This window comes from Tropicimonas marinistellae (assembly GCF_001509585.1).
GTDB lineage: Bacteria > Pseudomonadota > Alphaproteobacteria > Rhodobacterales > Rhodobacteraceae > Tropicimonas > Tropicimonas marinistellae.
The window spans coordinates 68,638-94,536 of sequence record NZ_LNCI01000012.1 but is presented as its reverse complement, the minus strand read 5'-3'; the positions used below and the strand labels follow the sequence as shown (position 1 = coordinate 94,536).

Below are 25,899 nucleotides of genomic sequence, written 5' to 3'. Positions count from 1 at the left end.
TACCTCATGAACATCGGAGACGTTGCCCGCCTTTCGGGCCTGCCCGCAAAGACCATCCGCTACTACGAGGATATCGGCCTCGTAACACCGCTGCGCAGCACCAATGGCTACCGTTCGTTCCGGCAGAGCGACCTGCACAAGCTGGCCTTCCTCAGCCGCGCCCGCTCGCTCGGATTTACGATAGACGATTGCCGAAATCTGCTCGAACTCTACGAGGACAACTCACGCGCCAGCGCGGACGTCAAAAAGATCGCCAGGGAGCATCTCGATCAGGTTGACGCAAAGATCAAGGAATTGATCGAGATGAAGAAGACCCTCACCCATCTCGTGCATGAATGCGCCGGCGACAACCGCCCCGACTGCCCGATCCTCGACGACCTTTCGACCGCAATCGCAGGGGAGGCGACGGTCGCGAAGGCCGCCAACTCGTGAGACCACCACTAGCAGTATTTGCCGCCGCGGCCCTGGTGGCAAATGTGGCTCAGGCGGATGCGGCCGAGATTCCTTTTGATCGAGTCTGGCGAGAACAGACATTTCCGTTCAAGGCACCAAACGATTGGTTTCTTGGAAGCAAGAGGCTTGGTCTTCAATCAGAAGGCAGCGTGTCCTTGATCTATCGCCAACTGGACTCGAGCTTCTGGCGCGCGCGCAATGCGTCCTGGCAATGGAGCGTCCAGGAATCCGTTCCACCGACAGACCTGACCCGGAAGGGTGGCGACGACCGAAACCTGGCACTTTACTTCCTGTTCCTCCCGGAGCAGTCGGCTAAGAAGATGGAAGGGGCGAGCCTTTCGAGAGTTCTACGAAACCGAGAGGCGCGCGCGCTGGTCTATGTTCACGGTGGAGCGCACCAGGTGGGCCTTCCGATCATCAGCCCCTATCTCGGTCCTCGAGGTATGACCATACCGCTGCAGCCAGCCGAGCCCGGCACCGACCAACAGTCCGTCAATCTCGATGCCGATTTCCGCAAACTGTTCCGAACGATGCCAGGAGTGTTGTTCGGTTTGGCGATTTCGGGTGACAGCGACGATACGTCCAGCAAGATTTCAGCCGACTTGTCGGGACTGGAATTACGTTGATTGTCCAAATGCAGCCCCCGGAGACCCCGGCGAACCCCGGGCGATTCAATTTCCGTTTATCTTAATCTCTCGATAGACGCTTCAACGATGTCTGCCGAAATGTGTCGCTATCTGAGTTACCGACACCTTGACGTTCAGCAAATTTCCGATCGCACGCCGTCCGCGCAGATCCAGCTCTGTGTGGGCCATGTTCCGTTCTCCTTGCTTTTCAGCAAGATAGGGGACTTGTCGCAACCCACGTGTGGATGCCCCGGTCTATGAGAGGGAAGTCTCGAGGTCTGGATAGCATGATCGGGTGCTGTCACGTGTCCGGCCTGTTTGTGCGGCGCATGTGACCGCTGGCCTTTATGGAGATGCGCGAACTCGGGTCCAAATCAGTTTATCGGGCTCTTGGCCACGAAGGGTTGCACTGGTTTTCCCAAACTCGATCTCGTCGATCCGCTTTCCTTATTCGATCCTTTCGTCCTCACATACCTGCCGGTCTCCGGGTTCTGCCTTATGCAGCGGCGCCCGGAATTCGGTATACTTGGCCTGTCGCCATCATCGCCCAAAGCCGGCGCGCCATTCGATTTGTCAATGCAACGGCCACGACCATTCTTGGCCGCGTCTCAAGCATACGGGCGAGCCAGGGCTCAACACAACGCTTTCGTCGCTCAATCGAGTTGATCACGGACATTGCACCGATGATCAGGAGCCGCCGCACATCCTTTTGGCCCATCTTCGTTACGCGGCCCAGCCGTTCTTTGCCACCGGTCGAATGCTGTCTGGGAACAAGACCCAGCCAAGCAGCAAAGTCGCGCCCACTGCGAAAGTTCTTCGCGGGCGGGCAGAAAGCTTCAACCGCCATCGCGGACATCGGGCCGACACCCGGCATGGTCTGCATCAGCTGCGCATCATGAGAGGACCTGGCATGTGCCTTGATTTTCTTATCGAGCGCAGAGACTTGTTTGCTGATCGTTGCAATCTGTTCCAGTAGGCGGTCGGCCAACGCCCGAGCCAGTTCTGGCAACGCAGCTACGCGTTCTTCGACCTCGTGCGCAAATGTATCCGGATTTCGGATCCTGAGCCGAAGCACAATTCCGAACTCGGCAAGATGGGCCCGGATCGCGTTGATCGTCTGGGTTCGCTGGCGAACAAACATCTCTCTGGTTCGGAACAACATGGCCTGAGATTGCTGCTCTGGAGTCTTTACCGGCACAAATCGCATGGACGGGCGCAATGCCGCTTCAGAAATGGCTTCGGCATCAACAGCATCGCTCTTGTGCCGTTTGACGAACGGTTTCACATAGGCAGCCGGTACAAGCCGTACTTCATGTCCGGCAGTTTGGGCTTCTCGACCCCAGTAGTGCGCTGAAGCACATGCCTCCATCGCGACTATACGCGCTGGCAAATCACCAAGAAACTTGGCGAACTGCGCCCGGCTCAGCTTCTTTCGGAAGAGCACGTCACCTGTTGTTGTGGCACCATGCACTTGAAAGACGCGCTTCGCCAAATCGACGCCGACGATGAAAACTTCAGACATTTTTTTCTCCTGCAAAATCCACGAGCTGAAGCAGCTCGGACGGTTCAATAATGAACCGGCAGGAGGGGCATCCAATCCATCAATTTAGAATGTGCCCCAGCTACAAACCATGTACCGATAATTCGTTTTATGTAATCTCTTCTACCTTACCATCCGGTCGGCGGATCTACGAAGCCTGTCCCCAGATTGATCCGGTAGGTCGGACTTGAATAGGCCTGCGCGGTTCCCGGCTCGACAGTGATCCGTATCTGGTAGTTGACCCGGTTTGGAGTGGTTTTGCCGTAGTAGACGGTTTTCTCGTACCAATCGCCATCTTCGCGGTACCGTTCCGTTCCCACATGCGTGTAGCAAAACCACTCTTCCTGGGTTCCGTCCTCGTCGGCAGGAATATGTTCCAGATTACTCCCCTCTGGACAGATGTAGCCAGAGCTCTCATGGCTGCCGATGAAGCGAGCTGAAACATCGAACGCGGTGTAGACGCCACCGCTAGACATCTCACAATAGCCAAAGGGCGGCAGCGGCGGCGTCCGGGTCAAACGCGAGATCATATAGGCATAGGCATCGGAACAGGCGGCCGGGAAACCGCCGGCGAGGCAGAGGATGACCTTGCAGTCCATGTCATAGGCTGACGCGTTGGTTGGCAGAGAGGCGAAGGACCAGAGGGCCAAAGCCTTCAATGCTTTACGCGACGCAACCCGTGCCCTGTATCCCGCCCGACGCTCTGCGATCAGAACATCCAAACAAGACTTCGACAGGTTGAGCCTCACGGTACCATTCTTTTTCGTCGTTCGTTCTGCCAAATACTCCAATAGCCTGACAGACATTTCGGCGCCGGGGGAAAACGAAACCCAACTTGTCGGCTCGGAACTGGTCCGCGCGCAGGGTACCGAGACCAATGTGGATCGCGCAGCCGAATGGATCGAGTGGAACCTTTTGCCAGATCCAATCATCCGAGAAATAGATCGCTTTGCTCCGATGACGGGCCCGCCAGGCTGGTTGATCGGTTTCGCCTTACTTCCGGCGGGGGTCCAAACCAAAGATATCATGTACTGCAATTTCTCCCTTGCCAGGGTTGATATGGGATTTCGGAGACACTTCTGTCGAAACGCTACGGCTTCGAAATTGAACCTTCAGGCGCGACCGCCGGCAGCTCATCAAGAAACCTCATCACTTCAACTGGCGTTGCGCCCTTGGCATTCGTCAGCGTTTCAGGATGAATGGGGGGATCTATAAATTCTGTTTCCGCCTTCCGATCTTTCCAGAAAAGCGAAAGCTCAGAGGTGTTCCAGAGATACACCCATCCGACGATACGCGTGCCATTTTTCGCGAGCAGACGTGCAATACACGTTGCTTCTTTCTTTTCCAGAGACACGTTTAGAGTCACTCCGATCCTGTTATCCGGGAGACATGATGATCTTCGCCAACCACGGCTGGTACGATCAAGCCGGTGTCCATCTTGTCGATTGATGTGGCACAAGGCAGCGTTGGCGGCATCACCACAGACCTCGAGAGCCTGATCCTGCCGCTGCCACGCTTCCCCGAATTTCTCCATTGATTGCCTGCCACCAAACCGTTGCTCCTGATTTCTTCATCTTCCGTGGGCGGACGCCAAAGGCGCACCACGCGTCATCAGCCGCCGAATCGTTCGGCCCACAGGTGCACCTTGATGCGGGAAAAAATCACGATATGGTGCGAAAGTCGGCGAAACCGAACGAAATCATTTTCGATACTGCTTTGATAAAACGTGACAAATATTATGTTCCGCCGTCAGATGACGGTAGCGATCTCAAGGAGCTGCTCAGGCGGCTTGCCGCGGCCGGCGCGGGTCGGCCGGTGGACAAGCACGGGATTCCAATGGGGCCCTGGACGCCCGAACTCCTTGCGGCGGCGATCTCGCAGATTGACGCCAATAAATCCGGGATCGAGCTACGAACGGTTCAGCTTTGGTTTCAGGACAACGACAAAGGCATCAGTCCAGAGAATATTCGCTGGCTGGCAAGAATATTCGGGTGCAACGACCCGGAAGCGACCAGCAAGTGGCAGACGGAACTCAGCGCGGCTCAATCGCGGTTGGTGGCAAAAAGGCGAGCACAGCGCAAGAAGTCGAAAAACGGCGACGGCCAGCTTCCTTCGGATGGTGACGCGCGTGTTGCCCTCAGAAGTGAAGGGGAGCTACCGGCTGAGTTAAGCCAGGACACCGACGTGAGCGAGCCAAGGCGACGGTTCGGTCTGGCGGCGAAATCGGAAGCGATATTCGGTCGCGGTTCTCCGCTGGATCTAGCGGCCTCGGTGTTCGCAGGTGCGGTTGCACTTGGGTTTGTCTCATATTTTCTTGGCATTCACAGCGTCAACTACATCCAGGCGGATGGCCAGGTTAAACAGGTTGGGTTCCTTTGGACGGCAAACTGGACCCTCGTTTTCATGTTGTTCCTGCCACTGTACTTCGCGTTCGTCGTGGAGTTGCTGGCGTTCTGGAAGACGGCCGGCCGGCCTTCACTGACAGAAGAATGCGAAAACAGCTGGGCGCGGAAGGTCGATGCCTATTCTGTCACCTACTGGGTGGTTTTCCTGATCTGTATTCTCTTCGCCGGTCTGCTGCAGTGGGTTGCAAGAAATCTGATCCCGCTGATGACAGGAGATACCGCAGACTACGTCATCGATTGGGGCACCATCGCCGTTGTGAGCCCCGAAAAAGTATCCGTGGGAGGGTCGATCACATTCACAGGTCTCGCATACCTTTACATGAGCGTTTTCTTCTACCTTTTCTTCGCAGGCTTCATCTTGCTCTATTCATTGGCCCAGGATTACTGGGAGATCAGCGACTCGTCGACACATCGCCCGAATCTGACGGGTGATTTCAGCGCCATCGATGTCGGAACCAGGATAATGCGGTCGATTTTTCGCTGTACTGTTCTGGCACTCCTTATCGCCATAAGCATGAAGCTCCAAAGCGCCTATCTGGCGTCGAACAACCCTAACGTTTTTGATTGGCTGTACAGCAACTTTGCTCCGGGAACCGGTGTAGGAAATGGCTTGAATGACGGAAACTCCCACATCCGGCCTACGCATTTCAGCAGTCTTCTTGTCGCGATGGCCGCATGTGTGGTGTTCTTTCATGGTTCTGTCCGTGTCCAGGCTGTCTGGAGACGCCACTCGGTTGTCGGAAAACTCCCGCGCCGAGGATCGATACCTTTCATGACCGCGATCATTGCTTTGCTCGCCGCTACCTACATGTCTGTTGGAGCCTTTCCCGGATTTTCGGTCTTGCTGGGCATTGGGCTATTGCTGGCGATTTACGGCCTGTTCGATCCAGAGTTTGGCAGGCGACAAACCAACGACCAGGGAGATCGCCAAGGTGTACCATAGTTGGCTGGATCGCTGGGATGAACGACGGGCAAAGCGAGGAGATGATGTCAAAGATGTAACCGACTTCGCTCTGGGGTCGGAACTCGCCTTTCCAGGCGCAGGGCGCATGGAGAGCATTGCCGATTTTTGTGCCCTTGCAAACCTGGCCGTTGCGGACAAGACGTTTTTTGAAGAACCGGATCGATCCGCTCTCAGGCCGGAAAACAAGGATGGATGGATCAAGTTTCCATCGAGTATTTCCACAGAGGTTGAGGAAAACAACTCCGTCTGGGCAAAGGTCACCGAATGCGGTTCGCGCGATCAGGCGCTGGTTGTCTTTCACCACTGGAATGCAAGTAAACGGTATCGCCAGCTTGCAAGGTTTTTTTCGCGGCGCGGGATCACGGTTTTCGAGATTGCGATGCCCTATCATTTCGAGCGTAGCCGTCCGGGATCCTTGCATGCCGACTCTATGCTCAGTCCGAATCTGGGCCTGACGATCCAGTCCGTGAGACAGGCGGTCCTGGATGGGCGAAAGCTCATAAGGTGGTTGAAGAGCGACGGATACAAAGAGATCTCCGTACTCGGAATGAGTCTGGGGTCCTGGGTTGCGGGGCTGGTCGCGGCACATGATCCATCGGTGTCGAAGGCAGCGTTGCTTCTGACGGGCGGAAGTCTTGCCGACATGGTCTGGACCGGTCGCGCGACCCGGTCGATACGCGACAGTCTTGCGCCTGAGATCGACCTGGAAACACTGAGACGCGCCTGGGCTCCGCTCAACCTGGAGAACTATGTGCATCGGTTGGCCCGGACAGATTTCGAAATCCAGATGGTGCTGGCCAAGCGGGACAAAGTGGTGCTGCCGGAGAATTCTCAAAGCCTGGTGAGAAAACTGCAGGACAGCGGGGCCCGGCCCGGTATCCTCGGATTGAACTGTGGTCACTATTCGTTGTCCATACCGCCCTACATCCTCTGCGCCGGAATCAGTGTGGCAAAACTCCTCAAGCCTGGCGATTGAGGGATACCAATCAGGTCTACCTGCGGCCTCTGCAATCACCGGCGCGCCGCCACAATGGGCGTTTGCTACTGCTCAACCTGTTCCAGAAACCGCCCGTATTCCTCGCTCACCTCACGTGCTTCCTCGAAGGCTCGGGCACGCTCATCGTCGAGGCAACGAAAATAGCCCTGGATATCCTGGAAGTAGATCTCGAAATCGCTTCGGATGATGTCTCCATAGTCTCGCGCAACTCGAGGATCGCTCGGAACGAACGGCCGGGCCGGCGCCTGGCAGGATTCGGCGTTGGCTGCACCGGCCAATAACAGAAGCAGCGCCGTGACTTGCACGCTCCGAAGGCGGCGCAACCGACAGGCGCCTACGCCCCCACCATTCTTGATCAACTGCATGTGTAAGGTTTATCCATCCTGTGAGCGAAAAATCGCTTTGAGTCCCATTATTATAACTTGCGGACAATAATATACTATCGTAACTCTGGGCTTCAAGTAGGAACGCCCTGACGTTACGTCTTTGAAGAAAGCGTGAACCGGGCCATGAGCTGGGACATCGAAGCACCGAATGTGGTCACGGAAGCCAGATTCCGCGAACTCGTGGAAAGCGGCCATAGCGCTGAAATCCTGTGCCAGGCATCTGCGCACAAGAAGGGCCCGAGCTATTACGGGGTCTGGGTCATGCGAGTCGTCTCCGACGACGGCGTGGAAAAACTTCTGGTCACCGCACGCACGCGGACCACGAATAACGACATCAGGATCCGTGAGTTCAAGACGATCACCGGTGTGGTCTCCTTCCTCATCGGAATCGGCTTTGTCCATGCCGATGTGCCGCTGGTGGAAGGCCAGTCGACATCGCACAAACTTGTTGCGTCCGAATAGGGCGGCGGCAACTAGCCTTCTCCTCATTGGGCTTCTGGCCAGTCCTGCATCCTCACAGATGGTGCTGGTCATGGGAAACGACGGCTCGCTGTCGCCGTCGAGATCTCAGAGCAGCTTTGCACGGAACTACAATGACGGTGTCGGCCAGGGCTCGGCGGAAAATGAGCTCGCGATCTTCGGAAAACCCGAGGCAGCACGCGAGAATCGAGGGACCACGTCACGCGCCCCTTCTGTTCCCATTCCTCGCGCCGAACTTCTCGCCGCCATCGAGGCCACGGGCCTGCGCTATGCCAGCCATCCCGGCCTGCGCCGTTCGGAGCTCTCCGTCACGGACTGGCTGACTCTCTACCGCGCCAATATCGAGGTGGAGAGTGCCTACCGCCAGGATGCCATCTCCAGTGCCGGAGCCATCGGTCTCGGACAGCTCATGCCGGCCACCGCGAGCGACCTCGGCGTCGATCCGCGCGACCCGATGCAAAACCTCGACGGCTCGGCGCGCTACCTCGCGATGATGCTGCAGACCTTCGGCAATCCGCGCCTTGCGCTTGCCGCCTATAACGCTGGCCCCGACGCCGTGCGCGAACATGACGGCATTCCCCCTTTTCGAGAAACCCGGAACCACGTGGCCCGCGTCATGGCCGTGGTTGCCCGTTTGGAAGGATCAAATTCATGAAGTTCCCCACATCCCTCTTCGCAACAGCCCTGGCGCTGATGCTGCTCGCGGCAGGACCCGCACTCGCCCAGAGCATCGATCTCTCGCCGATCCAGAACCTCCTGCAGGGCATCGTGGACGCCTTGACCGGTCCGCTCGGCGTCGTCATCGCCACGCTCGCGGTGCTCGGGGTCTTCCTGAGCTGGTTCTTCAACATCATCGATCTGCGCCAGGCGCTCTGGGTCCTCGTGGGCATAGCCGGCGTCGCCGCCGCCCCGACCATCGTTGCCGCAGTCTTCTCCGGTGGGCCGTAACCCATGGCCGAGCGCTCTCCCCTTTTTCTCGGCCTCGTGCGCCCGCCCAAGCTTCTGGGCCTGCCGATCATGTATGCCATGGTCTGGCTCTTCGGCTCGGTGCTGCTCTTCGTTTGGATCCAGCATATCGTGGTGTTGGGCATAGCCGCCCTCGCCTATCCGCTGCTCTGGAAGGCCGCCGACTGGGATCCGCGCTTCATCGACGTGATGATGACAGCCCTGCAGGAGACACCTCCGACGCGCAACCGACAGGTGCATGGCGGGGACAGCTATGCGCCCTAATGAAGCCCTGGACGAAACGCTCGATCCCCGCAGCCTGACGCCGGACTGGTATGCGCGCGAAACCCGGCTCGCGCATATGCTTCCTTACGTTAGCCTGGTCGATGACCGAACGGTGCGAACACGGGCGAATGAACTTTTCCAATGCATCCGCCTCGGCGGAGTCAACAGCTATACGACGGATGATGCCTATCTCGACAAACTCACGGCGCTCTTTGCCCGGATCGTGGCCCAACTCGGGCCGGAGTTCAGCTACTACGCTCACAAGGTCTCCAAGGCGATCGCGCCGGAACTGGAACCGGTGCAAGAGAAGAGCTTTGCCGCCGAGGTGGATCGCCTCTGGCGCCGCAAGCTGGAAACCAGCGGGCTGCGCGACAAGACCCTGACGCTGACAATCATCCATCGGCCGCCGCGGAGGAGCTTTCTGCCCTTCGCGAACCGCAGCGCACCAGAGCGCTTTCGGGAGGAAACCCAAAAGCGCCTGCGCCGCCTGGGCGAGGCAGTCAATGTCTTCCTCTCGGGGCTGACGGAGCTCGCCCCCCGCATCCTCTCCGCCAGAAGCGGCGAGTTGGTCGGCTTTCTGGGTGCACTCAACACGGGTCAGGAACTGCCGCTCTATCCCGCCAGCACCTACGGGTTCCTGTCCTTCAACGTGGCCAATACCCGGGTGACCTTCCTGGGCGATCACTTCGAGCTCTCCGAAGGTGTCGTGGGCCATCGTTTCGGCAAGAGCTTCACCATCGGCGAGTATTCCGAACGAACCTCCTGCACCATGTTCGACATGCTGAACCTGCCGGTCGACATGATCGTCACGCATTCCTTCACGCCGATCAACTCAAACCTCATGGCCGGCCGGATCAAGCGGCAAAAGCGTCAGATGCAGGCCTCGCAGGACGCAGCCCTCTCGCTGCTGGAAGCGCTCGATATCGCCGCCGACGATCTCGAGGCCAAACGCCAGAGTTTCGGCGAACATCACATGGTAGTGACGATCTTCTGCGACACGCTGGATGAGTTGCAAACCCTCAGCGCCGAAATCGTCAACGCGGCCGCGGCCGAAGGCGTCAAGATGATCGGGGAGCGGGCCGCCGCAAAGGCGCATTATCTCAGCCAGCATCCCGGCAACCAGCCCAAGCGTGTGCGCGCCAGTGCGATCACCAATCGCAATTTCGCGGATTTCGCGGCGTTCCATCGGACGCAGTTGGGCAAGCCTGCCGAGAAGACACCCTGGGGCAAGGTCATCACCATGTTCCCCACCCCGGAACAGAGCGCCTACCGGTTTTCCTATCACGAGCAGGGGAGCCCGGAGAAAGAGCCCACCGGCGGACACACGCTGATCATGGGACGGCCCGGCTCGGGCAAATCGGTGCTCTCCGCCTTCCTCATGACACAGGCTCACAGGTCGGGGGCGCGGATCTTCGTCTTCGACTACCGGCTCGGCATGGAGATGGCGGTCCGCGCCAATGGCGGGCGCTATGCCTCGCTGAAAGCCGGTCAACCCACCGGCCTCAATCCGCTCTGGACCGAGACCGACAGCCGCGGCACCGCCTGGCTCTCGGACTGGCTCGCCACCCTGCTCCATCGCCCCGACAAGCCGCTCACGCCTGCGCAGACCAACCGCATCCAGGAGGTGGTGCGCCAGAACGCCCAGGCCAGCAACCCTGCCTTGCGGAACTGGCGGGATTTCGCGTCGCTCTATGTTTCCACCGATGATGGCGGCGATCTGCACCAGCGCCTGCTCGAATGGACCGAAGAGGGCCGCTACGGCTGGATCTTCGGGCAGACGCTCGAGGATACCTTCTCGCTGGAGGGGGATGTGGTCGGCTTCGATCTCACCGGCATTCTCGACAGCGAAGCGGAGAAGGAACGCATGGCGGTGCTCTCCTATCTCTTCCGCAGGGTCGAACGCGAGATCGAGGACCGCCGCCCGACGATCATCATTATCGACGAGGCCTGGAAGGCGCTCGACAACGCCTATTTCGCCGAGCGGTTGTCGAACTGGCTGGTGACGGCGCGCAAGCAGAACACCGTCGCGGTGATGATGACGCAATATGCCAGCCAGCTCGAGCGCACCCGGACCGGCAAGACCATCGTCGAAGCCGTGCCAACGCAGATCCTGCTGCCCAATATCCGCGCGCAGCCTGGCGACTACGCGATGCTCAACCTCTTCGAGAAGGAACTCGACGTGCTGCTGAACACCGGCAGCGACAGCCGCCTTGCGCTCATTCGCGACGATCAGGGCTCGATCGTGGTCGATGCCGATCTCATTGCCTTGGGGCGCAATCTCACCATCCTCGGCGGCATGGAGAAGGGCGAGGCGCTGGTGGGCGCCGATTACCGGGACCGACCCAATTTCTGGAGAGAACCATGACCCGCATCCTCATCCTGCTCGCCGCGCTCGGCACACTCGTCTCCTGCAGCCAACATCACGAGCCGAAGGCGAATTGCTTCACCCACCTGGCTTCCTCGGCCTCCGTCGCAACCGATTGCAGTTTCGTACCCCTTGGCGCGCGGGAGGGCGGTGTTGAAGTCTAACCTGCCCCATATCCTGCTCCTCTCCCTGCTGCCGGTCCTCGCCCTGGCGCAGGGTGTGCCAACCGATGACAGCGGGCTGACCGCGCGCGACATCGTGGAAACCGGCGACCGCGAGGCGGATCTCGCGCTCCAGGCCGACAAGCTCTTGGCTCGCGAGGCCATCTCCGCGATCGAGCAAGAACAACTGGGCACCCTGCAACGCATCCTCGATGCCCAGACAAGCTTCGGTGGTCGGGGCCTTCCGGCGATGGTCGCGGGCCTGGAGGACGGAAACGGCGATCCGGATCGCGCGACAGAAGCGGTCTATGGCAGTGCCGGGATCGATCCCAATCCCGGCGGCGTAGCCCTGTTCGGCGATGCCGCGGAAAACGTCGAAGAGCTCATTATTCGCGTGGCGCAGGAAACCAGCGGTTTTACCGGTGTGGGCCGCGCAGGCCTGTCACCCGTCCAGTGGCGGGCGCTGCTTCAGGCCCTCATATGGCAGGAAAGCCGCTTCACCATCGGCGCTCGCTCGCCCGTCGGCGCCTTCGGTCTCACCCAGATCATGCCCGGCACCGCCAGCGATCTTGGCATCAACCCGGAATATTATGACAGCCCCTATCTGCAGGTGCATGGCGGCGCACGCTATCTCGCAGCCCAGCTCAGCACCTTCGACGGCAATGTCATCAACGCGCTCGCGGCCTATAACGCGGGCCCCGGCCGTGTGTTCGAATATGGCGGCGTGCCCCCATTCGAGGAAACCCGGCATTACGTCACCGTGATCCCCGCACGCTACAATCTCTACCTCAGCCGCATCGGCGGGATCGAGGCGCTCGGCACAATCGACCCGGCACTCATGGCCAATGCCACTCTCTCGCTCACCGGCCATGGCGCCGCCTTCTATGGAAGCAACTCCCCTGCCGCGATCCGACAGGCTGCCTTGCGCATCCGCGACATAGTAGAGCGGATCCCCGAAACCGAGGATGTGCAGGAGAGCATGGCCCTCAACACATATGCCCGCGCCGAACTGATCCGTCTCGTGAGCGCCCGTATCCGACTCAAAGCCGCGCGGACACGCCTCCTATCGGCCGAGGACCTGGCGCAGGCCGCCGCCCGCATGGCCGAGGGAGAATTCATGGATTTCACAATCGAGGAGGTGGAGTGATGGGTCCTTCAGCCTTGTTTTCACGTACTGCGCGGGCGACGATGATCGGGATCGGTCTTGCTATCATTCCGACCGCCCCTGCGCCGGCGCAGGGCGTGCCGGTGGTCGACACCCAGAACATCACCCAGAACATCCAGCAACTCCGGCAGATGATCGAAGACGAGATTCTGCAGAACGAGCAGCTCACGCAGCTGCGCGAACAGTTCGAGACACTCAAGAACCAACTCGCCGAGCTCCAGAAAACCTATGAAGCGCTCACTCGTCTGGCCGAGCTTCCCGAGATCATCCGCACCGAAATGGAAGCGGAGCTCAACGGGCTTCTCGATCAGGAATTCGGCGACATCCTCGCGACCATCGAGGCGATCAAGACAGGCGATTTCTCGCGGCTCTCCGGCTCCGGCGCGGGCGAGATCGAAACCCAGATGGACCGGGTACTGGCCGATCTCGGCTTCGACGACGACACGCTGTCGGAAATGGCCACCAGCGGCAATGCGAGTGCGAACCGCGTGGCGACCCAGGCCACTACTGGCGCGCTGGTCTCGGCCGCGGCCCAGAACAGCTACGAGGATGCCGGCCAGTCGCTGGAACGCGTCGACAGGCTGGTGGGGCTAATCGACGACATGGACGAGTTGAAGGAAAGCGTCGATCTCAACACACGGGTCACGGCGGAACTGGCCATCGCGCTGGTTGCCATGTGGCAACTCGAGGCAGTGCAGACCGTGGGCGACGGCACGGGCGGTGTGATCGATGCCGCCACCATCGCCGAGGAGCAACGTTTCATGGAGTTCACGCTCCCCGAGCTCCGGGCAGATTGATTTCGAGGAATGACGCGTGGTGAGTGAACAGGAAATCATCGAAGAGGAACTGGTCTATGGGGCGCTCCGGCGGGAGCGGCTCTGGCAGCGCCTTGGGTTGACCGGCCTGATCTTCGGCATGCTCGGCTGCCTCGGTGCCGCGGGTGTTTCGATCCTCGATGTGGATCCGCCCCCTGTCGTGGTGCCCTACAATCCAGAAACCGGCTTTGCCCTGCCCGAGGTCTCGGTCGGCGCCACCTCCGTGACCGAGAACCAGGCCATCATCGAGGCGGAGGTCTTCCGTTATGTGACCGACCGCGAGGTCTATAACCAGCTCGACAACGATCTGCGGATCCGCAGCGTGCTGCGCCGCTCCGACGGCTTCGCCGAAACCGGGCTTCGCCAGATCTGGAACAGTGCCAACGAGGCCTATCCCCCGAAAACCTACGGCCCCAATGCCCGGCTCGACGTGGAAATCCTCTCCATCAACCGGATCGGCAGCAATCGTGCCACCGTCCGCCTGCGCAAGCGTCTGACCTCCTTGAATGGTGTCCAGACCGGGCTCTTCACCGCCACATTGCTTTTCGAGTTCCGCCCGGAGACCCGCCGTTCCATCGACGAGGTCTGGACCAACCCTTTCGGCTTTACCGTGCTCGAATATTCCATCCGCTCCGACAGAATGGAGAATTGATCTTGTCCATAATGTTCAGATGCGCGCTTCTGTTTGCCCTGTTGCCCGGGCTGGCACTGGCCGAGTCGATCCCGCGCGGGGGACCCAATGATCACCGGGTGCGGCTGGCCACCTATCAGGAGGGCCAGGTCTACCGCCTCAGCGTCTCGCTCACCCATGTCACCACGGTCGAGTTCGGCCAGGGCGAAAGCATACGCTCGATCATCGCCGGAGACACCGAAGGTTTCGAGATCGATGGTGTCCCCGGCGGCCAGGCCTTCGCAATCAAGCCTATCGCGCGCGGGGTTCATACCAATGTCACCGTCTATACCAACCGTCGAAGCTATTACTTCAACGTCCAGGAAACCCGCAGCCCGACCTTCTATGTCGTGCAGTTCCGTTACCCCGAGGACAGGACCCGACAGAAGCAGGCAGTTGCCGCCCGGGCGCCCAACTACAATTACGCCGCCAGCGCACGCATGGTGTTCACCCCGTCCCGCACCTGGGATGACGGCACGTTCACGTATTTCGAGTTCCCAAAGAATGCGCCCGTCCCGGGGATATTTCGCTATGCCAACGGGCGGGAGCGGACGGTCAACACGCAGACGACCGGAGATGGTGTGATCCGGGTCTCCGGGGTGAACAGGCAATGGGTGCTCCGGATCGGCGAGGACCTCGTCTGCATCCAGGCACTGCCACCTGCGGGGGCCGCACCATGAGCGACACCGCAAATGCAGATCTCGAAAAACGCCTCGCAGCGCTTGAGAAGAACCGCGCCCGCAATGCGCCGGCCACGCCCCGACGCTCTGCCGTCCTGGCTCTGATCGTGGTCCTGCTGATCGTCGCCGGTGGGGCGGCGCTTTATCTCCTTTCCCAGCCCGAGGAAGAAGAGGCATTGCCCACGGCCACACCGGATCTCTTCCAGAACCGGGGCGACGGGTTCGGCGCCATCGAAACGCTCCCCGCGCCCGAGCCGCCGGAACCCGAGGTGATCCTCGTCCCCCCCGAGCCCGTGAAACCCGATGCCGCGCTTCTGGCACAGATCGAAGCCCTTCAGGCCCAGATCGAGGAATTGCGCAACGCCCCCGAGACCATCGTCGAGGAAAATACAGCCGCGGCCGAGGCCATCGATGCGCTGACCGCCAGGATTGCCGCCCTTCAAGCCGCCTCGGAAGACGCGCAACAACAGTTCCGGGACGAGCTGACCAGCCGGGATCGCGAGCTCGAGCAATTGCGCCTGGACCTCGACCTGGCCCGGCTCGAAGCCAATCGCTCCGTACCGACGCCCATCCCGACCGGCCCGAGCGAGGACGAACTTCGCGCACGGGAGGAAGAGGCACGGCGCCTCGCAGAGCTTGAACGCCGCGCCGCCGAAGAGCACGCCTTCCAGGACCGGCGCATCAATTCGCCCACCATCGCCTTTGGTGGCGCGGCTGGCGCAGGTGAGACCGCGCTTTCCGAACGCAGCTTCGGTGAGGTCACGGATTTCGTGCTGAACGGCGCCCTGCCCGCCTCTGTCACGCAGGCCGAAGTGATCGCCAATCCCTCGAATACCATCGTCCAGGGCACGATGATTCAGGCCGTTATGGAAACCGCACTCGACAGCTCCCTGCCCGGCCAGACCCGCGCCATGGTTTCCGAGGATGTCTACAGCTTCGATGGCACGCGGCTTCTGATCCCGCGCGGCGCACGCCTGATCGGTCGCTATCGCTCGGGGCTGGATATCGCCGAACGCCGTGTCACTATCGCCTGGGACCGGATCGTTTTACCGGACAATCAGACCATCCAGATCAGCTCCTTTGGTGGAGATGAACTCGGCCGCTCCGGTGCGCCCGGATTTGTCGACACGCGGTTTGCCCAACGCTTCGGCTCGGCCGCGCTCATCTCGCTGATCTCCGCCATCCCCAGGGCGGCCTCCGTCGAAGTGGGCGACGAGACCGCAGCCGTCGTCCTGCGCGATGTCGGCAGTGATTTCGCCGACGCCACCAACAGCGTGATCGACGACTACCTCTCCATCGGCCCCGTCATCTATGTCGATCAGGGCGCACGCGTCACGGTCATGGTCGACCGCGATCTGGAGATCTTCTGAGCCCCATGTCCCTGAGCTATCTCCAGACCTCGCTCGACCGCATCGAAGATGCCGCCCGCGACGACGTCATCGAGATCTGCATCAATCCGGACGGAACCTGCTGGGGCGAGTTCCAGGGCGATCATTTCATGCGGGTGCTGGACTCGACATTGACGGCAACCGAGGTGCGGGATCTCGGCAACCAGATCGCCTCGGCGGCCAATACCTCCATGAGCAAGGACCGACCCATCGTCTCGGTCTCGATCACCTATCGGGACCGGCCGATCCGCGCGCAGGTCATCACCCCGCCCGCCGTGCTCTCGGCCATGTCGATCTGCCTGCGCTTCTTTTCCAGCCTGCCGCTCGATGGGATCGAACTGGGTTTCCTCTATGGCAAGGAACGCAGGCTCGAAGAGTTGCGCCTCGAGAAGACGCGAGAGCTGCGCGAGGTCGTGGCCTCAGGCGTGATCGATGATGCGCTGGCCTTCTGCGTGGAAAACAAGCTCAACATGATCGTCTCCGGCGGCACATCCACCGGCAAGACCGTAGCCGCCCGCAAGATCCTCTCCCACGTGCCCGCCGATGAACGCATCGTCACCATAGAGGAGGCCGCGGAACTCCTTCCCCATCAGCCGAATACGGTGACGCTCATCGCCAACCGCGATACAGAATACCAAACGGCTGATGTGTTGCTCACCGCGACGCTGCGCATGCGGCCCGACCGAATCATCCTCGGCGAGGTACGCGGCAAGGAGGCCATGACCTTCCTTGAGGCGATCAACACCGGCCATGGTGGATCCATGACCACGCTTCATGCCGAGACGCCGCAGCTTGCCGTTCAACGCCTCGCCATTGCCGCGCTCAAGACCGAGATCCCGATGACCTATGCGGACATGATCCAATATATCGAGAACTCCATCGACGTGATCATCCAGGCGGGCCGTGAAGACGGTGCCCGCGGCATCACCGAATTTTATCTTCCCGGCACGGGATTGCAGGAAAGGCACTGAGCATGAAGCGGTTTGAATACCAGATCACCTCCTATCCGATGGACAAGAAGACCAGCCTGATCGAGATGCAGGAAGACCTGAACGCCCGCGGTCGGGATGGATGGGAGGTCGTGTCCGTCAGCACGTCCGAGTTTGCGCACCTTGGCCACACCGCGTTTCTCAAGCGTGAGATTGCAGAAGGAGCTGGCGCAAAATGAGAACCGCCTTGCTTTGCATCTCGATCACCGTTGCGGGGTTTCCGGCTGCCGCCGAACGCGACCTCGTCCCCTCTCTCGACAGCGCGTCGGATGTCTGCATCGATCAGCCCGCTGAGCCTGAGTGGATGCAGAACATCACCTGCGAGAGGCTTACAAACGTGTCCTCGTGCAGGACATATACCGTGCTCAGAACCTCGAACGCATCGTCGAAACCGGATTCTGCTCCTGCGACACACGCTTCCCGTCCTGGGAGGCGGCGGAAACGGAATTTCGGGAGCGTTTCGCCACAACCGAACGATGGGAAATGCTGGAAGCCTCGGACACCTACAACCGGCGCGCCAACGCGTTGAGGCCTGACGCGATGACGATCTGCGAGACCGAGGGCAACTGGTAACGGGTCATGAGCGTCGTCACCTACTTCGTTGAAACCTCCCAGGGCTACCTGGATTCTGCCGCAGAGACGCAGTTCGGCGCGGTGGCGGCGACAGTCGGCACGATTCTGGTTCTCGGAACGACGCTTGTGGTCATTCTGGTCTGCGTCAACATGATCTACCAATACCGATCCATGGATGGACGAACCGCTTTCTGGCTCGCGGTGAAGGTCGGGCTTATAGGGGTGTTCGCAACAAATTGGGTGCAGTTTAACGCCTTCTCCTCCGCAATCCTGAACGGCATTGACAGCATCGCCGGATCGCTGGTCGCGTCGGTCGGCGGCGGGACGCCGGGTCCCAGCGGCACCTTCGCCGAAGAATTCGATCGGCTGATCGCCGAGCTCGGCGAATACCTGAACGCGGCCGGTTCTGAACTGAACTGGATGGCCGGCGCGTTGCTTGACGTCCTGGGCGTCCTGTTGCTTTCTATCCTGGGCGGGCTTGCTGCCTTTATTCTGGTCGCATCCCGGCTGATGATCGCTCTCCTGATCGGCATCGCGCCGGTAATGATCTTCCTGACCCTCTTCGAGGTGACAAAGGACTATTTCGCGCGCTGGCTCTCGGCGCTGGTCTCCTTCGCGCTCTATCCGATCGTCGTCGCAGGCGTGTTCGCGACAATCACAGGCGTCAGTTCGGCACTCATCGGAGAGCTCGGTGACCCGGAGGGGGCTTCGAACATCGGCGCCCTTATCCCATTCTTCATGATGGTACTGATGGCCAAGGGCTTCATCATCGCGACGCCCTTCATCGTCAGGGCGATTTCAGGAAACATCATGATGCCTGCGCTTTCGGCAGGGATGGGTGGCGCCTACGGGTTTGGCAGGGCGCTCGGCGGAAGCCAGCAGGCCTACAACCGGTACCTTATTGGCGGAGCGAGTGGGGCAGAGTACGCTGCGCTCCGCGCCAGGCAGTTTTTTGGAGTACAGACGATGCCGCAAAGGCCAGGTGTCAACCAGAATACACCCGTTTCCCCCGGATCGGTCCCGCCCGGGACCGGCGCAAAGATGATGGCTCAGTTGGCCCGTCTGAGCAGGCTGGGCCGACGGTAGCGCTGACAAGAAGAAGTAAGTCTGGCGGGAACAGGCTGTTCGCGGGCCAAACCTTTTCCGCCGGCAGCGATTGCGGCAAGCGACTGAACGGGCCTGGATCGGTAGCGCCGTGCTGTGTCAGGGAATGAAGGTCAATCCAAACTCCCGGTCGAAACACAGCCTGCGGCCATCGCCGAATTCGTCGTGATGCCTGAACAGCCCCGGCCAGATGTTGAACAGCCGGACCTCCGCGCCGTTTTTCCCGACGCGAGTCGTGACCAGAACGAACGCCTCGGAGCTTTCGTTCAAGACGTAGATGCAGCGGTATCTCGGCTTCCGATCTGTCGTAAAGCCGACCAGGTCATAGGCACATTGGAACCCGACCCTTTTGGCGATCCAATCCTTCACGCCGTCGATCGTGATGAGAGACAGGATCTTGCCTCTGTAGGACAACAGGTCGTGGCCGGTAGCAGTCATCTCGAAACACTCGCGTTGATACATCGCGATCAATATATCATACTGCACACCATAACAATCCGATGCAGGAGTCTTGCCTTTGCCAAATCATGGCATGGCATCCGGAAAATCCTGCCATGCCTCAGGTTGGCGAATGTTGGCGTCCCGAGGTTCGTTCGATCACGTCGCGCGTTTTCTTCCCTCGGCCAACCGGAATGCCGCTGCCGTCACCGATCCCTCAAATGTCGCGGCACATCCATGGACTGATGCAGGACCCGGATCACGAAGATCGCGGCGCCACCGACCTCGTAGAACGCAAGGTGGCGGCCGGTGATCAGCCGCCTGCATCCCGGCAAGAGATCCGAACAGTCCGTTCCGTTCAGCGGATTGTCGAGCAATCCGTTCAGGGAATGTTCGATGTCGTCAAGATACCTGTCCGCCTGGTCGGAACCCCATTTGCGGGATGTTTCCGCCCAGATGTCGATGAGATCGGTTCTGGCGGCTTCACTGAGCCGGATCTCACGCGCCATCTGTACCGGACCTGGCCCGCGCCTCGCGTTTGATCGTGGCCATGTCCAGCGGTCCCGCGTCGCCGGAGTCCTTGCCCTCCATCAGGGCGACGCGCAGCCGGGCACGCTGCCCCTCCTGCTCTTCCATGAGACGCAGCGAGGCACGGATCAACTCGCTGGTCGACCCGTACCGGCCCTCCTTCAGCATCAGGGCGATGAATTGGTCCCAATGCGGGCCGAGTGTCACGCTGGTGCTTGCCATGTTCACCTCCGAAATACGCAAAAAGAGGATATATGCGTATTCCGCGGAATTCAACTCCGGGCGTGCGACGGTGCCGCCGAAAGTTCACTTTCCATCCTGTCCAGATCGCCAAGCGCCTCCTCGACCCGCTCGACATCCCGCTCGGTCGGGTCATCGAGCTTGAGCGCATCCTGCCGCCCGAACTCCATCTCGAACTGCCGCTGATCGTCCGCGAGGACTGCGGCGCGGACGCGCCGATGTGCTTGAGCCGGGCCGGGATCAATGGGGGCATTCCCTCCGGAGTCTGTTAGCCCCAATCTGGCCTCGAAATCGCGTTCCGACAGGCCTGACCCACGCGGCGCCGTTGGCATCGCCCTCACGCTCAGGGGCAGTTCCCCCATCGGAGGGACCGGCCCCGTCGGGAACGGCAGCTCTCCCTCCTGCGCGGCATGGATGCCCTTGAAGAACGGGTCCTCGAAATACACCACGCGCTTGGCCCGGACCGGCATCTGGGCGTCCACGACGACGACGATTTCGTCGAGCGGCAGGCGCCGTGCCTCGTCCTCGGGCAGGAGCGAGACTTCTTCCGTCCGCTCAGACTGGATGCGGCCCTCGAACGGGTTCTTCCCGACCGCGCGGGAGCGCGTGACCACGGTCTTCGTGGTCTTGCCGACCGCCTTGCTCAACTCCTCGACGGTCTTCTCGTCCGAGGGCGTCAGGTAGAGCTTGATCCCGGCGTTGCCCTGCAGCGCGCGGCGAGTGTTCTCGCCGTAGATCTCGTCGATGGCCGGGATGGTCTGGGTGACGACCGCCAGATGCCCGCGGTAATGGCGCAGCACCTCGATGCTCTCGGCCACGATCGGCATCTTTCCGAGCCGGTTGAACTCGTCGAGCATGATCATGACCGGCCAGGACTCGTCGGGGCCCGGCTCCTTGTCCTGCAGCGCGGAGAGGAGATCGGAAAAGAACAGCCGGATCAGCGGCGCCAGCGGTTTCACCATCAGGGGCTGGACGACGAGGTAGACGCTGAAGGGTTTCTTGCGGATCGTCCGGAAGTCGAAGTCTGAGGTCGCCGTTGCGTCATCGATCGCCGGGTTCTGCCACTGATCGAGACCCGAGGTCATCAGGAGCGAGACATAGGAGGTCAGCGTGTCGTTGTTGGTTGAGGCCAGCCGCGTGAATATCAGCCGCGCCGCCGCATTGTGGACCTCGTGGGCGCGCGCGAGATATTCCTTCTGCTTCTGCCCGCCCGAGGCGGCGATGCGGTAGATCTCCCCGAGCGTCGGCCTGCGGCGCTGGAAGGCCAGGAGACCGGCGGCGACGAAAAGATCGATCCCGCCCTTCAGAAGGCCCTGCACCCGGTCGTTGTCGTTCTGCAGGAAGAGCGTGGCGAGGAGCAGCAGTTCCATCTGCTGGCGCGCAGGGTCCTTGAGCTCGTAGATCCTGAGAAGCGGGTTGTAGCGATGCGTCCGCCTGTCCTCCCAATCGGTCGGGGCAAACCGGAACACCGCGTCGCCCTGCGCCGCCCGGTGGCGCGCCGAGGCCTCGAAACATTCGCCCTTCACATCGAGCACGACGGCTGAGCCCTGCCAGGTCAGCAGGTTCGGGATGACAAAACCGGTGGTCTTGCCGCGCCCGGTCGGGGCCACGATCAGCGCATGCGGAAAGGTCCGGGAGCAGAGGAACGGCGCACGCGATCCGGGCTTGCCGAGCTTGCCGATCACAAAACCCGTGCCCGGCGCGCCGAAGAAGCCGTTCCGCTTCATCTCGCGGCGGGTCTGCCAGTGGGTGTAGCCGAAGCGGGTGAGGGCCGATCCCGACATCGCAAGGCTCATCATGAGGCCCGCCACCCCCGCCCCGCCCATGATCAGGTTGATCAGGCGGAAGTCGTCGGGACGGATGGCACCGATCGCCCGGTAGTTCTGCGCGATATAGAAGAAGTCGATCTCCGCCCGAAAGCCGAGATTGCGAAAGGTCACGACTGCCGAGGCGATGACATAGCCGATGGCGATGGCGACAAGCGTGACCAGCACCACGCCGACGGCAAGGCGGCCCTTCCCCACCCCTCCCATCAGTGGGTCTCCCCGCGCTCGGCCTTGCCGTCGACAAGATCGGCGCGGTGAAGTTCGAACTCGCGGTCGGCGATCTCCTCGACCACGGCGCGAGTCGCCTCGCTGTTGGCGGTCACCGCATCCGACTGCAGGTAGGTCTTGGCGGCGTATAGCCTGTCGAGATGGTCTTCGATCTGGGTCTTCAGCACGTCGACATCCCCGTCCCGGAGCCGCTCGATCTGCGCCGCGTCGAGCTCGCGCTCGACGGCGTCGCGGTAGGCCAGTCGCTGACCGTCATCCAGGAACGGCAAATGCAGATTGCCGGCCCGCTCATGGTCGACGACCCGTCGGATGTCCGGATCGGCAATCGGCGCGCCCTCGACAGCTTCTCCCTCGCGCGCGTCCGAAAGCCGCCCCTCGCGGAGGTCGAGCGCCACCTCCCGCAACTCGTTTTCGCGGCGGACCTGGTTGAGGGCCTCGGTGTCGCGCAGATCGGTGACGGCCGCATAGGTCGCGCCAAGCCCGCGGGCGAGATGCGACGGCATATCGGGATAGCGCGCGCGGAACTCGTCCGTGACGGCATCCGCAACGGGGGTCCGCGCGTCGCGACCTTCCATGATCCGGTCGACTTCGCGGGTGATCTCGCGGGCCCGGGCCTCGTCGGTGATGTGCTCCCTGAAGGGTTCGGACCGGTCGATCACGTCGCCGGGCCGGGCGAGAAGTTCCGGATGCGCCTCCAGGTAGCTGCGTTGCTCCTCCTCGATACGCCGCTCCGCGCGGGAGGCGATCTCCCACTCCCGCGCCTCGATCTGGTCCTCGGTCAGGCCTTCCGAGCGCATGTCCTGGCGGATCGTGCGCTCCATGTCCTCAGCGGCGTCCCGGTGATAGTGGACCCTCTCCGTCACGGCACGATCCTCCACGACACCGTCCTCGCGCAGGACCCCTGCCCGCTCCAGCGCGACGCCGAGCTGCACATGGGCCCGGTTGAGCGTCTCGCGCGCCGTCTCCAGATCCGCGCGACGCTCGAGGTTGAGACCGTCCCTCTCGGCCACCCGCGCCAGATCGTCGGCGATCCATTGCCGCTCCAGCGCGGCGTTCTGCGCGCCCGTCTCCATCCGCGCGACCACCACGGACGAACTGATCCCGGTTCCCCGAAGTGCCGTATCGACCTGCGCCCGCACCTCGGGGTCCCGCAAGCGGTCGAGCCGGGCCGCATCGATATTGGTCTCGGAATAGACCCCGCCCTCCGAGGGCTTCTCGGTCAGTGTGACGGACCGGAGCCCCAGCGGCTGCATATGCGCCAGCCGCGTCTGGATCTCGTTGAGGCTCCGCTCGAGACGCGGCCGCTCCGCCTCCGGCTTTTCCTCGATCATGCCCTGGACGCGTGCGACCTGATCGGCGTAGCGGGTGCGCAGGTCTTCGAATGTCTGTTCCTCGGCCATGTAGACCCCTCCTTCAGAGGCAAGTTTGCCGCCCCTCGCCAGGAGCTCTCCGGACTGGAAGAGCGCATTGGCGATGTCCTCGCGATTGTCGGAGGAGGCCTCCACTGCGAGCGAATGATAGACGATCCGGGTGTTTGCGATCTCTTCGAGGGCCCGATCGAGATCCGCGCCGACCCGTGGACGGGGTTCCGCAACCCGCCCCTCTTCCCTGGCGGCGTAGACCTCACGGGTTCTGGCCGGGTAGTGGACGACACCCCGGTCGAGTCGCCTTGTGGCCTCGAGGCGCACGCCGAACTTCTCCGCCTCCTCGACCATTGCGAGGCGGAAATCGTCGTAGTTGAACCGGTGGTCACGGCCCAGGAAGAAGAACTCTCCCTCCTGAGACCGGCGGTTCAATACTATATGCGCGTGGGGATGATCCCGGTCCTCATGCACCGCGATGATGTAGTCGAAATGCCCCTCCTCGGTCTGGAAGAACCGCTCCGCCACATTGGCGGTGATGTCGCGCACATCCTCGCCCCGCGTGCCGATCGGATAGGACATGAGCATGTGGGTGGTCTGCCCGAGCTTGGGCTTGAACCCCGCACTCCAGCGCTTCGCGAAGCGCTCGGTCAGGTCCTTGATCTCCGTCGCCTCGAGCCTGGTCTTCCCGTCCAGGAAACCGCTCGAGTCGACGATATGAGAGGACTTCGTGGTGAGGTAATCGAGCTGGTTCATCAGCTGGGATTTCGTATGCGTACCCCCGCCCCGGATCGCCTTGAAGACCGCCGCCCGGTGGCCCGCAGCCGCCCGCACGAGCTGCCTCTGCCGGGACGCCTGCAGCCCCTGCATCGAGCCCCGGATGCGACTCCAGCCATCCCGGAAGATCTCGCCAGTGACGTCATGGACGGCATCATTCAGCCGCATGGGCGAACTCCCTCAGCGCGGCGGTCGCGGATAGCTGCATCGCGTCCCGGCGACGACGCAAAAGCAGGTCGATCTCGTCAGCGGAATCGAGGATGAACCGCGCCAGCCCACGCATCTGCGCGAGGCGCAATTCGGACAACTCTGCGTTCGGTGCGGAGCCTTCCCCCTGCCCCGCCCGGTTGGCCTTCACCATCTGCTTGGCGATTTGCACGACGCCGTTGCCGACCTCGTGAAGCGAGGCCCTGAACCGAGCCAGTTCACCCGCCAGCTGCGCGTCCGGAACGAAGGTTCCGCCCGCCGCCTGGATCAGTCTTCTGAGCCCTTCCGTGCGGGTCTCGATCCCGGCCGCGGCCAGGACCTCATCCAGCGCCTCGAGCTCTTCTGGCGTCAGCTTCACCGTCACCGCGGCCGTGGCCACGGCCGCATCCCGCTGGCGATCCGCGTCCGCTTTCAGGGTATAGCGCACCGCTCGAGCCGTGACACCGAACCGTTCCGCCAACTCCGATGTCGAGACCCCGTCCGCGGCCTCACGGACGATCTCCGCCCTCTCGAGCTCTGTCAGTCTCCTGGTCCGGGTCATGCGGAAGAAAGCCCCCCTATTTCCTGCCACCTTCATTCAAGGTCGCCCCCATCATACGAAGCTATATTTCACGGTCAATGCAATATTATCGTAGATTGCCTCCAGGCGACCTTGAATTCCGCTTCTGGCCGAGCACCGCGGGTGCGAGGCCCGGCCCGAAGGGCCCAGAAAACCCGACCATCTCCAACCGCACACCGGCCGCCTTCTGTCATGCCCGCGCCCGAGGGTCTGGCCGAACACGCATTTGTTCGGACGGAAGCGAGGGGCGGGGCAGGACCTGCGCCAACGGGGCTGACGGACAGGGTCAAGGGCGGCCAGATTTGGGCACCCAAATCTCTGCCGGAAAAACCGGCGGGCTTCAGCCCGACTGTTATTCCGGATGGCCCCCTTGAGGCTGGCCGGCAGACCTGTTCCAGGCGATCTCTCTTATCCCCCGTCAGGACCGCTTTCGGTCCTGACGCCTTCCCCGGAACGGGGAAAGGGCCGCCCGTGGGCGGCCCATCTTTGAGGCGGATTACTCCTGCGGTTCCTTCGAGCTCGGCGGGAACATCACCAGCTCCTGGACCGCGACCGGGAAGTCGAGCTTGAGGCTGAAGAACTCCGAGCCGTCCCCGTTGCGGGTGTTGCGGAACATCGCGCCGACGCGCTGGAAGCGGGTGCGTTCCTTGCCGTCGCTGTCGGTGAATTTGACGGGAACGGTGGCGACGTAGTGGTTCGTCATTTGGGTCTCTCCTCTTTGCGATGGGGATCGACCGGCACGGG

General features: G+C 61.4%; 30 protein-coding genes. 19 read left to right on the top strand and 11 right to left on the bottom strand.

Annotated elements, in window-relative coordinates:
• Positions 1-6 precede the first annotated feature (6 nt).
• Both cueR and ARC39_RS21790 read left to right on the top strand, forming a co-directional pair.
• Complete coding sequence (cueR, locus tag ARC39_RS21795; RefSeq protein WP_068117868.1) at positions 7-432, top strand: Cu(I)-responsive transcriptional regulator; 426 nt, start codon at positions 7-9, stop codon at positions 430-432.
• A 44-nt stretch (positions 433-476) separates the two neighbouring features.
• Positions 477-1,079, top strand: coding sequence for a DUF3047 domain-containing protein (locus ARC39_RS21790; RefSeq protein ID WP_161471003.1), 603 nt, complete (start codon positions 477-479; stop codon positions 1,077-1,079).
• A 496-nt stretch (positions 1,080-1,575) separates the two neighbouring features.
• On the opposite strand, the gene ARC39_RS21785 is transcribed toward ARC39_RS21790, so the two are convergent.
• The 3 genes from ARC39_RS21785 to ARC39_RS25720 form a co-directional block, all read right to left on the bottom strand.
• Complete coding sequence (locus ARC39_RS21785) at positions 1,576-2,601, bottom strand: IS110 family RNA-guided transposase (RefSeq protein WP_068117862.1); 1,026 nt, start codon at positions 2,599-2,601, stop codon at positions 1,576-1,578.
• A gap of 146 nt (positions 2,602-2,747) precedes the next feature.
• On the bottom strand, positions 2,748-3,341 hold the full coding sequence (locus ARC39_RS21780) for a hypothetical protein (RefSeq protein WP_149866511.1): 594 nt from the start codon (positions 3,339-3,341) through the stop codon (positions 2,748-2,750).
• A gap of 368 nt (positions 3,342-3,709) precedes the next feature.
• Positions 3,710-4,153, bottom strand: a complete 444-nt coding sequence (locus ARC39_RS25720; RefSeq protein WP_149866510.1) for a hypothetical protein — start codon at positions 4,151-4,153, stop codon at positions 3,710-3,712.
• On the opposite strand from ARC39_RS25720, the gene ARC39_RS21770 reads away from it, so the two are divergent.
• Both ARC39_RS21770 and ARC39_RS21765 read left to right on the top strand, forming a co-directional pair.
• The gene (locus ARC39_RS21770; RefSeq protein ID WP_236545345.1) at positions 4,153-5,967 is read left to right on the top strand and encodes an RcgA family putative transporter; all 1,815 of its coding nucleotides are present in this window, start codon (positions 4,153-4,155) and stop codon (positions 5,965-5,967) included. The genes ARC39_RS25720 and ARC39_RS21770 overlap by 1 nt on opposite strands.
• On the top strand, positions 5,957-6,964 hold the full coding sequence (locus ARC39_RS21765; RefSeq protein WP_068117853.1) for an alpha/beta hydrolase family protein: 1,008 nt from the start codon (positions 5,957-5,959) through the stop codon (positions 6,962-6,964). Before ARC39_RS21770 ends, ARC39_RS21765 begins: the two co-directional genes overlap by 11 nt.
• A gap of 65 nt (positions 6,965-7,029) precedes the next feature.
• Here ARC39_RS21765 and ARC39_RS21760 read toward each other — a convergent pair whose 3' ends face one another.
• Positions 7,030-7,290: a hypothetical protein gene (locus ARC39_RS21760; protein WP_068117986.1), complete on the bottom strand. Its 261-nt coding sequence runs from the start codon at positions 7,288-7,290 to the stop codon at positions 7,030-7,032.
• Positions 7,291-7,494: 204 nt separating this feature from the next.
• Between ARC39_RS21760 and ARC39_RS21755 the strand changes: the two genes are divergently transcribed.
• The 15 genes from ARC39_RS21755 to ARC39_RS21690 all read left to right on the top strand — a co-directional run bounded on the left by ARC39_RS21755 (position 7,495) and on the right by ARC39_RS21690 (position 18,973).
• Positions 7,495-7,833, top strand: coding sequence for a hypothetical protein (locus tag ARC39_RS21755; protein ID WP_068117850.1), 339 nt, complete (start codon positions 7,495-7,497; stop codon positions 7,831-7,833).
• 58 nt (positions 7,834-7,891) lie between these two features.
• The gene (locus ARC39_RS21750) at positions 7,892-8,506 is read left to right on the top strand and encodes a lytic transglycosylase domain-containing protein (RefSeq protein WP_068117847.1); all 615 of its coding nucleotides are present in this window, start codon (positions 7,892-7,894) and stop codon (positions 8,504-8,506) included.
• Complete coding sequence (locus ARC39_RS21745; protein WP_068117844.1) at positions 8,503-8,799, top strand: TrbC/VirB2 family protein; 297 nt, start codon at positions 8,503-8,505, stop codon at positions 8,797-8,799. Before ARC39_RS21750 ends, ARC39_RS21745 begins: the two co-directional genes overlap by 4 nt.
• Positions 8,800-8,802: 3 nt before the next feature.
• Positions 8,803-9,081: a VirB3 family type IV secretion system protein gene (locus ARC39_RS21740; RefSeq protein ID WP_068117843.1), complete on the top strand. Its 279-nt coding sequence runs from the start codon at positions 8,803-8,805 to the stop codon at positions 9,079-9,081.
• The gene (locus ARC39_RS21735) at positions 9,071-11,446 is read left to right on the top strand and encodes a VirB4 family type IV secretion/conjugal transfer ATPase (RefSeq protein WP_068117839.1); all 2,376 of its coding nucleotides are present in this window, start codon (positions 9,071-9,073) and stop codon (positions 11,444-11,446) included. Before ARC39_RS21740 ends, ARC39_RS21735 begins: the two co-directional genes overlap by 11 nt.
• Entirely contained in the window at positions 11,443-11,610 is a 168-nt protein-coding gene (locus ARC39_RS26045; protein ID WP_201455789.1) for a hypothetical protein, read from the top strand. Before ARC39_RS21735 ends, ARC39_RS26045 begins: the two co-directional genes overlap by 4 nt.
• A complete protein-coding gene (locus tag ARC39_RS21730) occupies positions 11,600-12,754 on the top strand; it encodes a lytic transglycosylase domain-containing protein (protein ID WP_201455788.1) in 1,155 nt (384 codons plus the stop codon). The genes ARC39_RS26045 and ARC39_RS21730 overlap by 11 nt, the downstream gene beginning before the upstream one ends.
• Positions 12,754-13,569, top strand: coding sequence for a type IV secretion system protein (locus ARC39_RS21725; RefSeq protein WP_068117836.1), 816 nt, complete (start codon positions 12,754-12,756; stop codon positions 13,567-13,569). Before ARC39_RS21730 ends, ARC39_RS21725 begins: the two co-directional genes overlap by 1 nt.
• A gap of 16 nt (positions 13,570-13,585) precedes the next feature.
• Positions 13,586-14,239, top strand: a complete 654-nt coding sequence (locus tag ARC39_RS21720; RefSeq protein ID WP_068117834.1) for a VirB8 family type IV secretion system protein — start codon at positions 13,586-13,588, stop codon at positions 14,237-14,239.
• Positions 14,240-14,250: 11 nt separating this feature from the next.
• Positions 14,251-14,937, top strand: coding sequence for a TrbG/VirB9 family P-type conjugative transfer protein (locus tag ARC39_RS21715; protein WP_149866519.1), 687 nt, complete (start codon positions 14,251-14,253; stop codon positions 14,935-14,937).
• A complete protein-coding gene (locus ARC39_RS21710) occupies positions 14,934-16,307 on the top strand; it encodes a TraB/TrbI/VirB10 family type IV secretion system protein (protein WP_068117831.1) in 1,374 nt (457 codons plus the stop codon). The genes ARC39_RS21715 and ARC39_RS21710 overlap by 4 nt, the downstream gene beginning before the upstream one ends.
• A 5-nt stretch (positions 16,308-16,312) precedes the next feature.
• A complete protein-coding gene (locus ARC39_RS21705; protein ID WP_068117827.1) occupies positions 16,313-17,296 on the top strand; it encodes an ATPase, T2SS/T4P/T4SS family in 984 nt (327 codons plus the stop codon).
• Between the two features lie 2 nt (positions 17,297-17,298).
• Positions 17,299-17,493 (top strand): hypothetical protein, encoded by a 195-nt coding sequence (locus tag ARC39_RS21700; RefSeq protein WP_068117824.1) that lies wholly within the window; start codon positions 17,299-17,301, stop codon positions 17,491-17,493.
• 121 nt (positions 17,494-17,614) lie between these two features.
• Positions 17,615-17,887, top strand: coding sequence for a hypothetical protein (locus ARC39_RS21695; RefSeq protein WP_236545342.1), 273 nt, complete (start codon positions 17,615-17,617; stop codon positions 17,885-17,887).
• 6 nt (positions 17,888-17,893) lie between these two features.
• Complete coding sequence (locus tag ARC39_RS21690) at positions 17,894-18,973, top strand: TrbL/VirB6 family protein (protein WP_068117822.1); 1,080 nt, start codon at positions 17,894-17,896, stop codon at positions 18,971-18,973.
• A gap of 117 nt (positions 18,974-19,090) precedes the next feature.
• On the opposite strand, the gene ARC39_RS21685 is transcribed toward ARC39_RS21690, so the two are convergent.
• The 7 genes from ARC39_RS21685 to ARC39_RS21655 form a co-directional block, all read right to left on the bottom strand.
• The gene (locus ARC39_RS21685) at positions 19,091-19,477 is read right to left on the bottom strand and encodes a hypothetical protein (protein ID WP_236545340.1); all 387 of its coding nucleotides are present in this window, start codon (positions 19,475-19,477) and stop codon (positions 19,091-19,093) included.
• 158 nt (positions 19,478-19,635) lie between these two features.
• Positions 19,636-19,938, bottom strand: a complete 303-nt coding sequence (locus tag ARC39_RS21680) for a type II toxin-antitoxin system RelE/ParE family toxin (protein ID WP_068117818.1) — start codon at positions 19,936-19,938, stop codon at positions 19,636-19,638.
• Positions 19,928-20,179 carry a type II toxin-antitoxin system ParD family antitoxin gene (locus tag ARC39_RS21675; RefSeq protein WP_068117974.1) on the bottom strand — a complete coding sequence of 84 codons (252 nt, stop codon included), beginning with the start codon at positions 20,177-20,179 and terminating at the stop codon, positions 19,928-19,930. Before ARC39_RS21675 ends, ARC39_RS21680 begins: the two co-directional genes overlap by 11 nt.
• Before the next feature lie 50 nt (positions 20,180-20,229).
• Positions 20,230-22,221: a type IV secretory system conjugative DNA transfer family protein gene (locus ARC39_RS21670; protein ID WP_068117971.1), complete on the bottom strand. Its 1,992-nt coding sequence runs from the start codon at positions 22,219-22,221 to the stop codon at positions 20,230-20,232.
• Between the two features lie 8 nt (positions 22,222-22,229).
• Positions 22,230-24,557, bottom strand: coding sequence for a relaxase/mobilization nuclease domain-containing protein (locus tag ARC39_RS21665; RefSeq protein ID WP_068117815.1), 2,328 nt, complete (start codon positions 24,555-24,557; stop codon positions 22,230-22,232).
• Positions 24,544-25,137 carry a helix-turn-helix domain-containing protein gene (locus tag ARC39_RS21660; protein ID WP_068117813.1) on the bottom strand — a complete coding sequence of 198 codons (594 nt, stop codon included), beginning with the start codon at positions 25,135-25,137 and terminating at the stop codon, positions 24,544-24,546. Before ARC39_RS21660 ends, ARC39_RS21665 begins: the two co-directional genes overlap by 14 nt.
• A 514-nt stretch (positions 25,138-25,651) precedes the next feature.
• Entirely contained in the window at positions 25,652-25,858 is a 207-nt protein-coding gene (locus ARC39_RS21655) for a hypothetical protein (RefSeq protein ID WP_068117809.1), read from the bottom strand.
• Between the last annotated feature and the right edge of the window lie 41 nt (positions 25,859-25,899).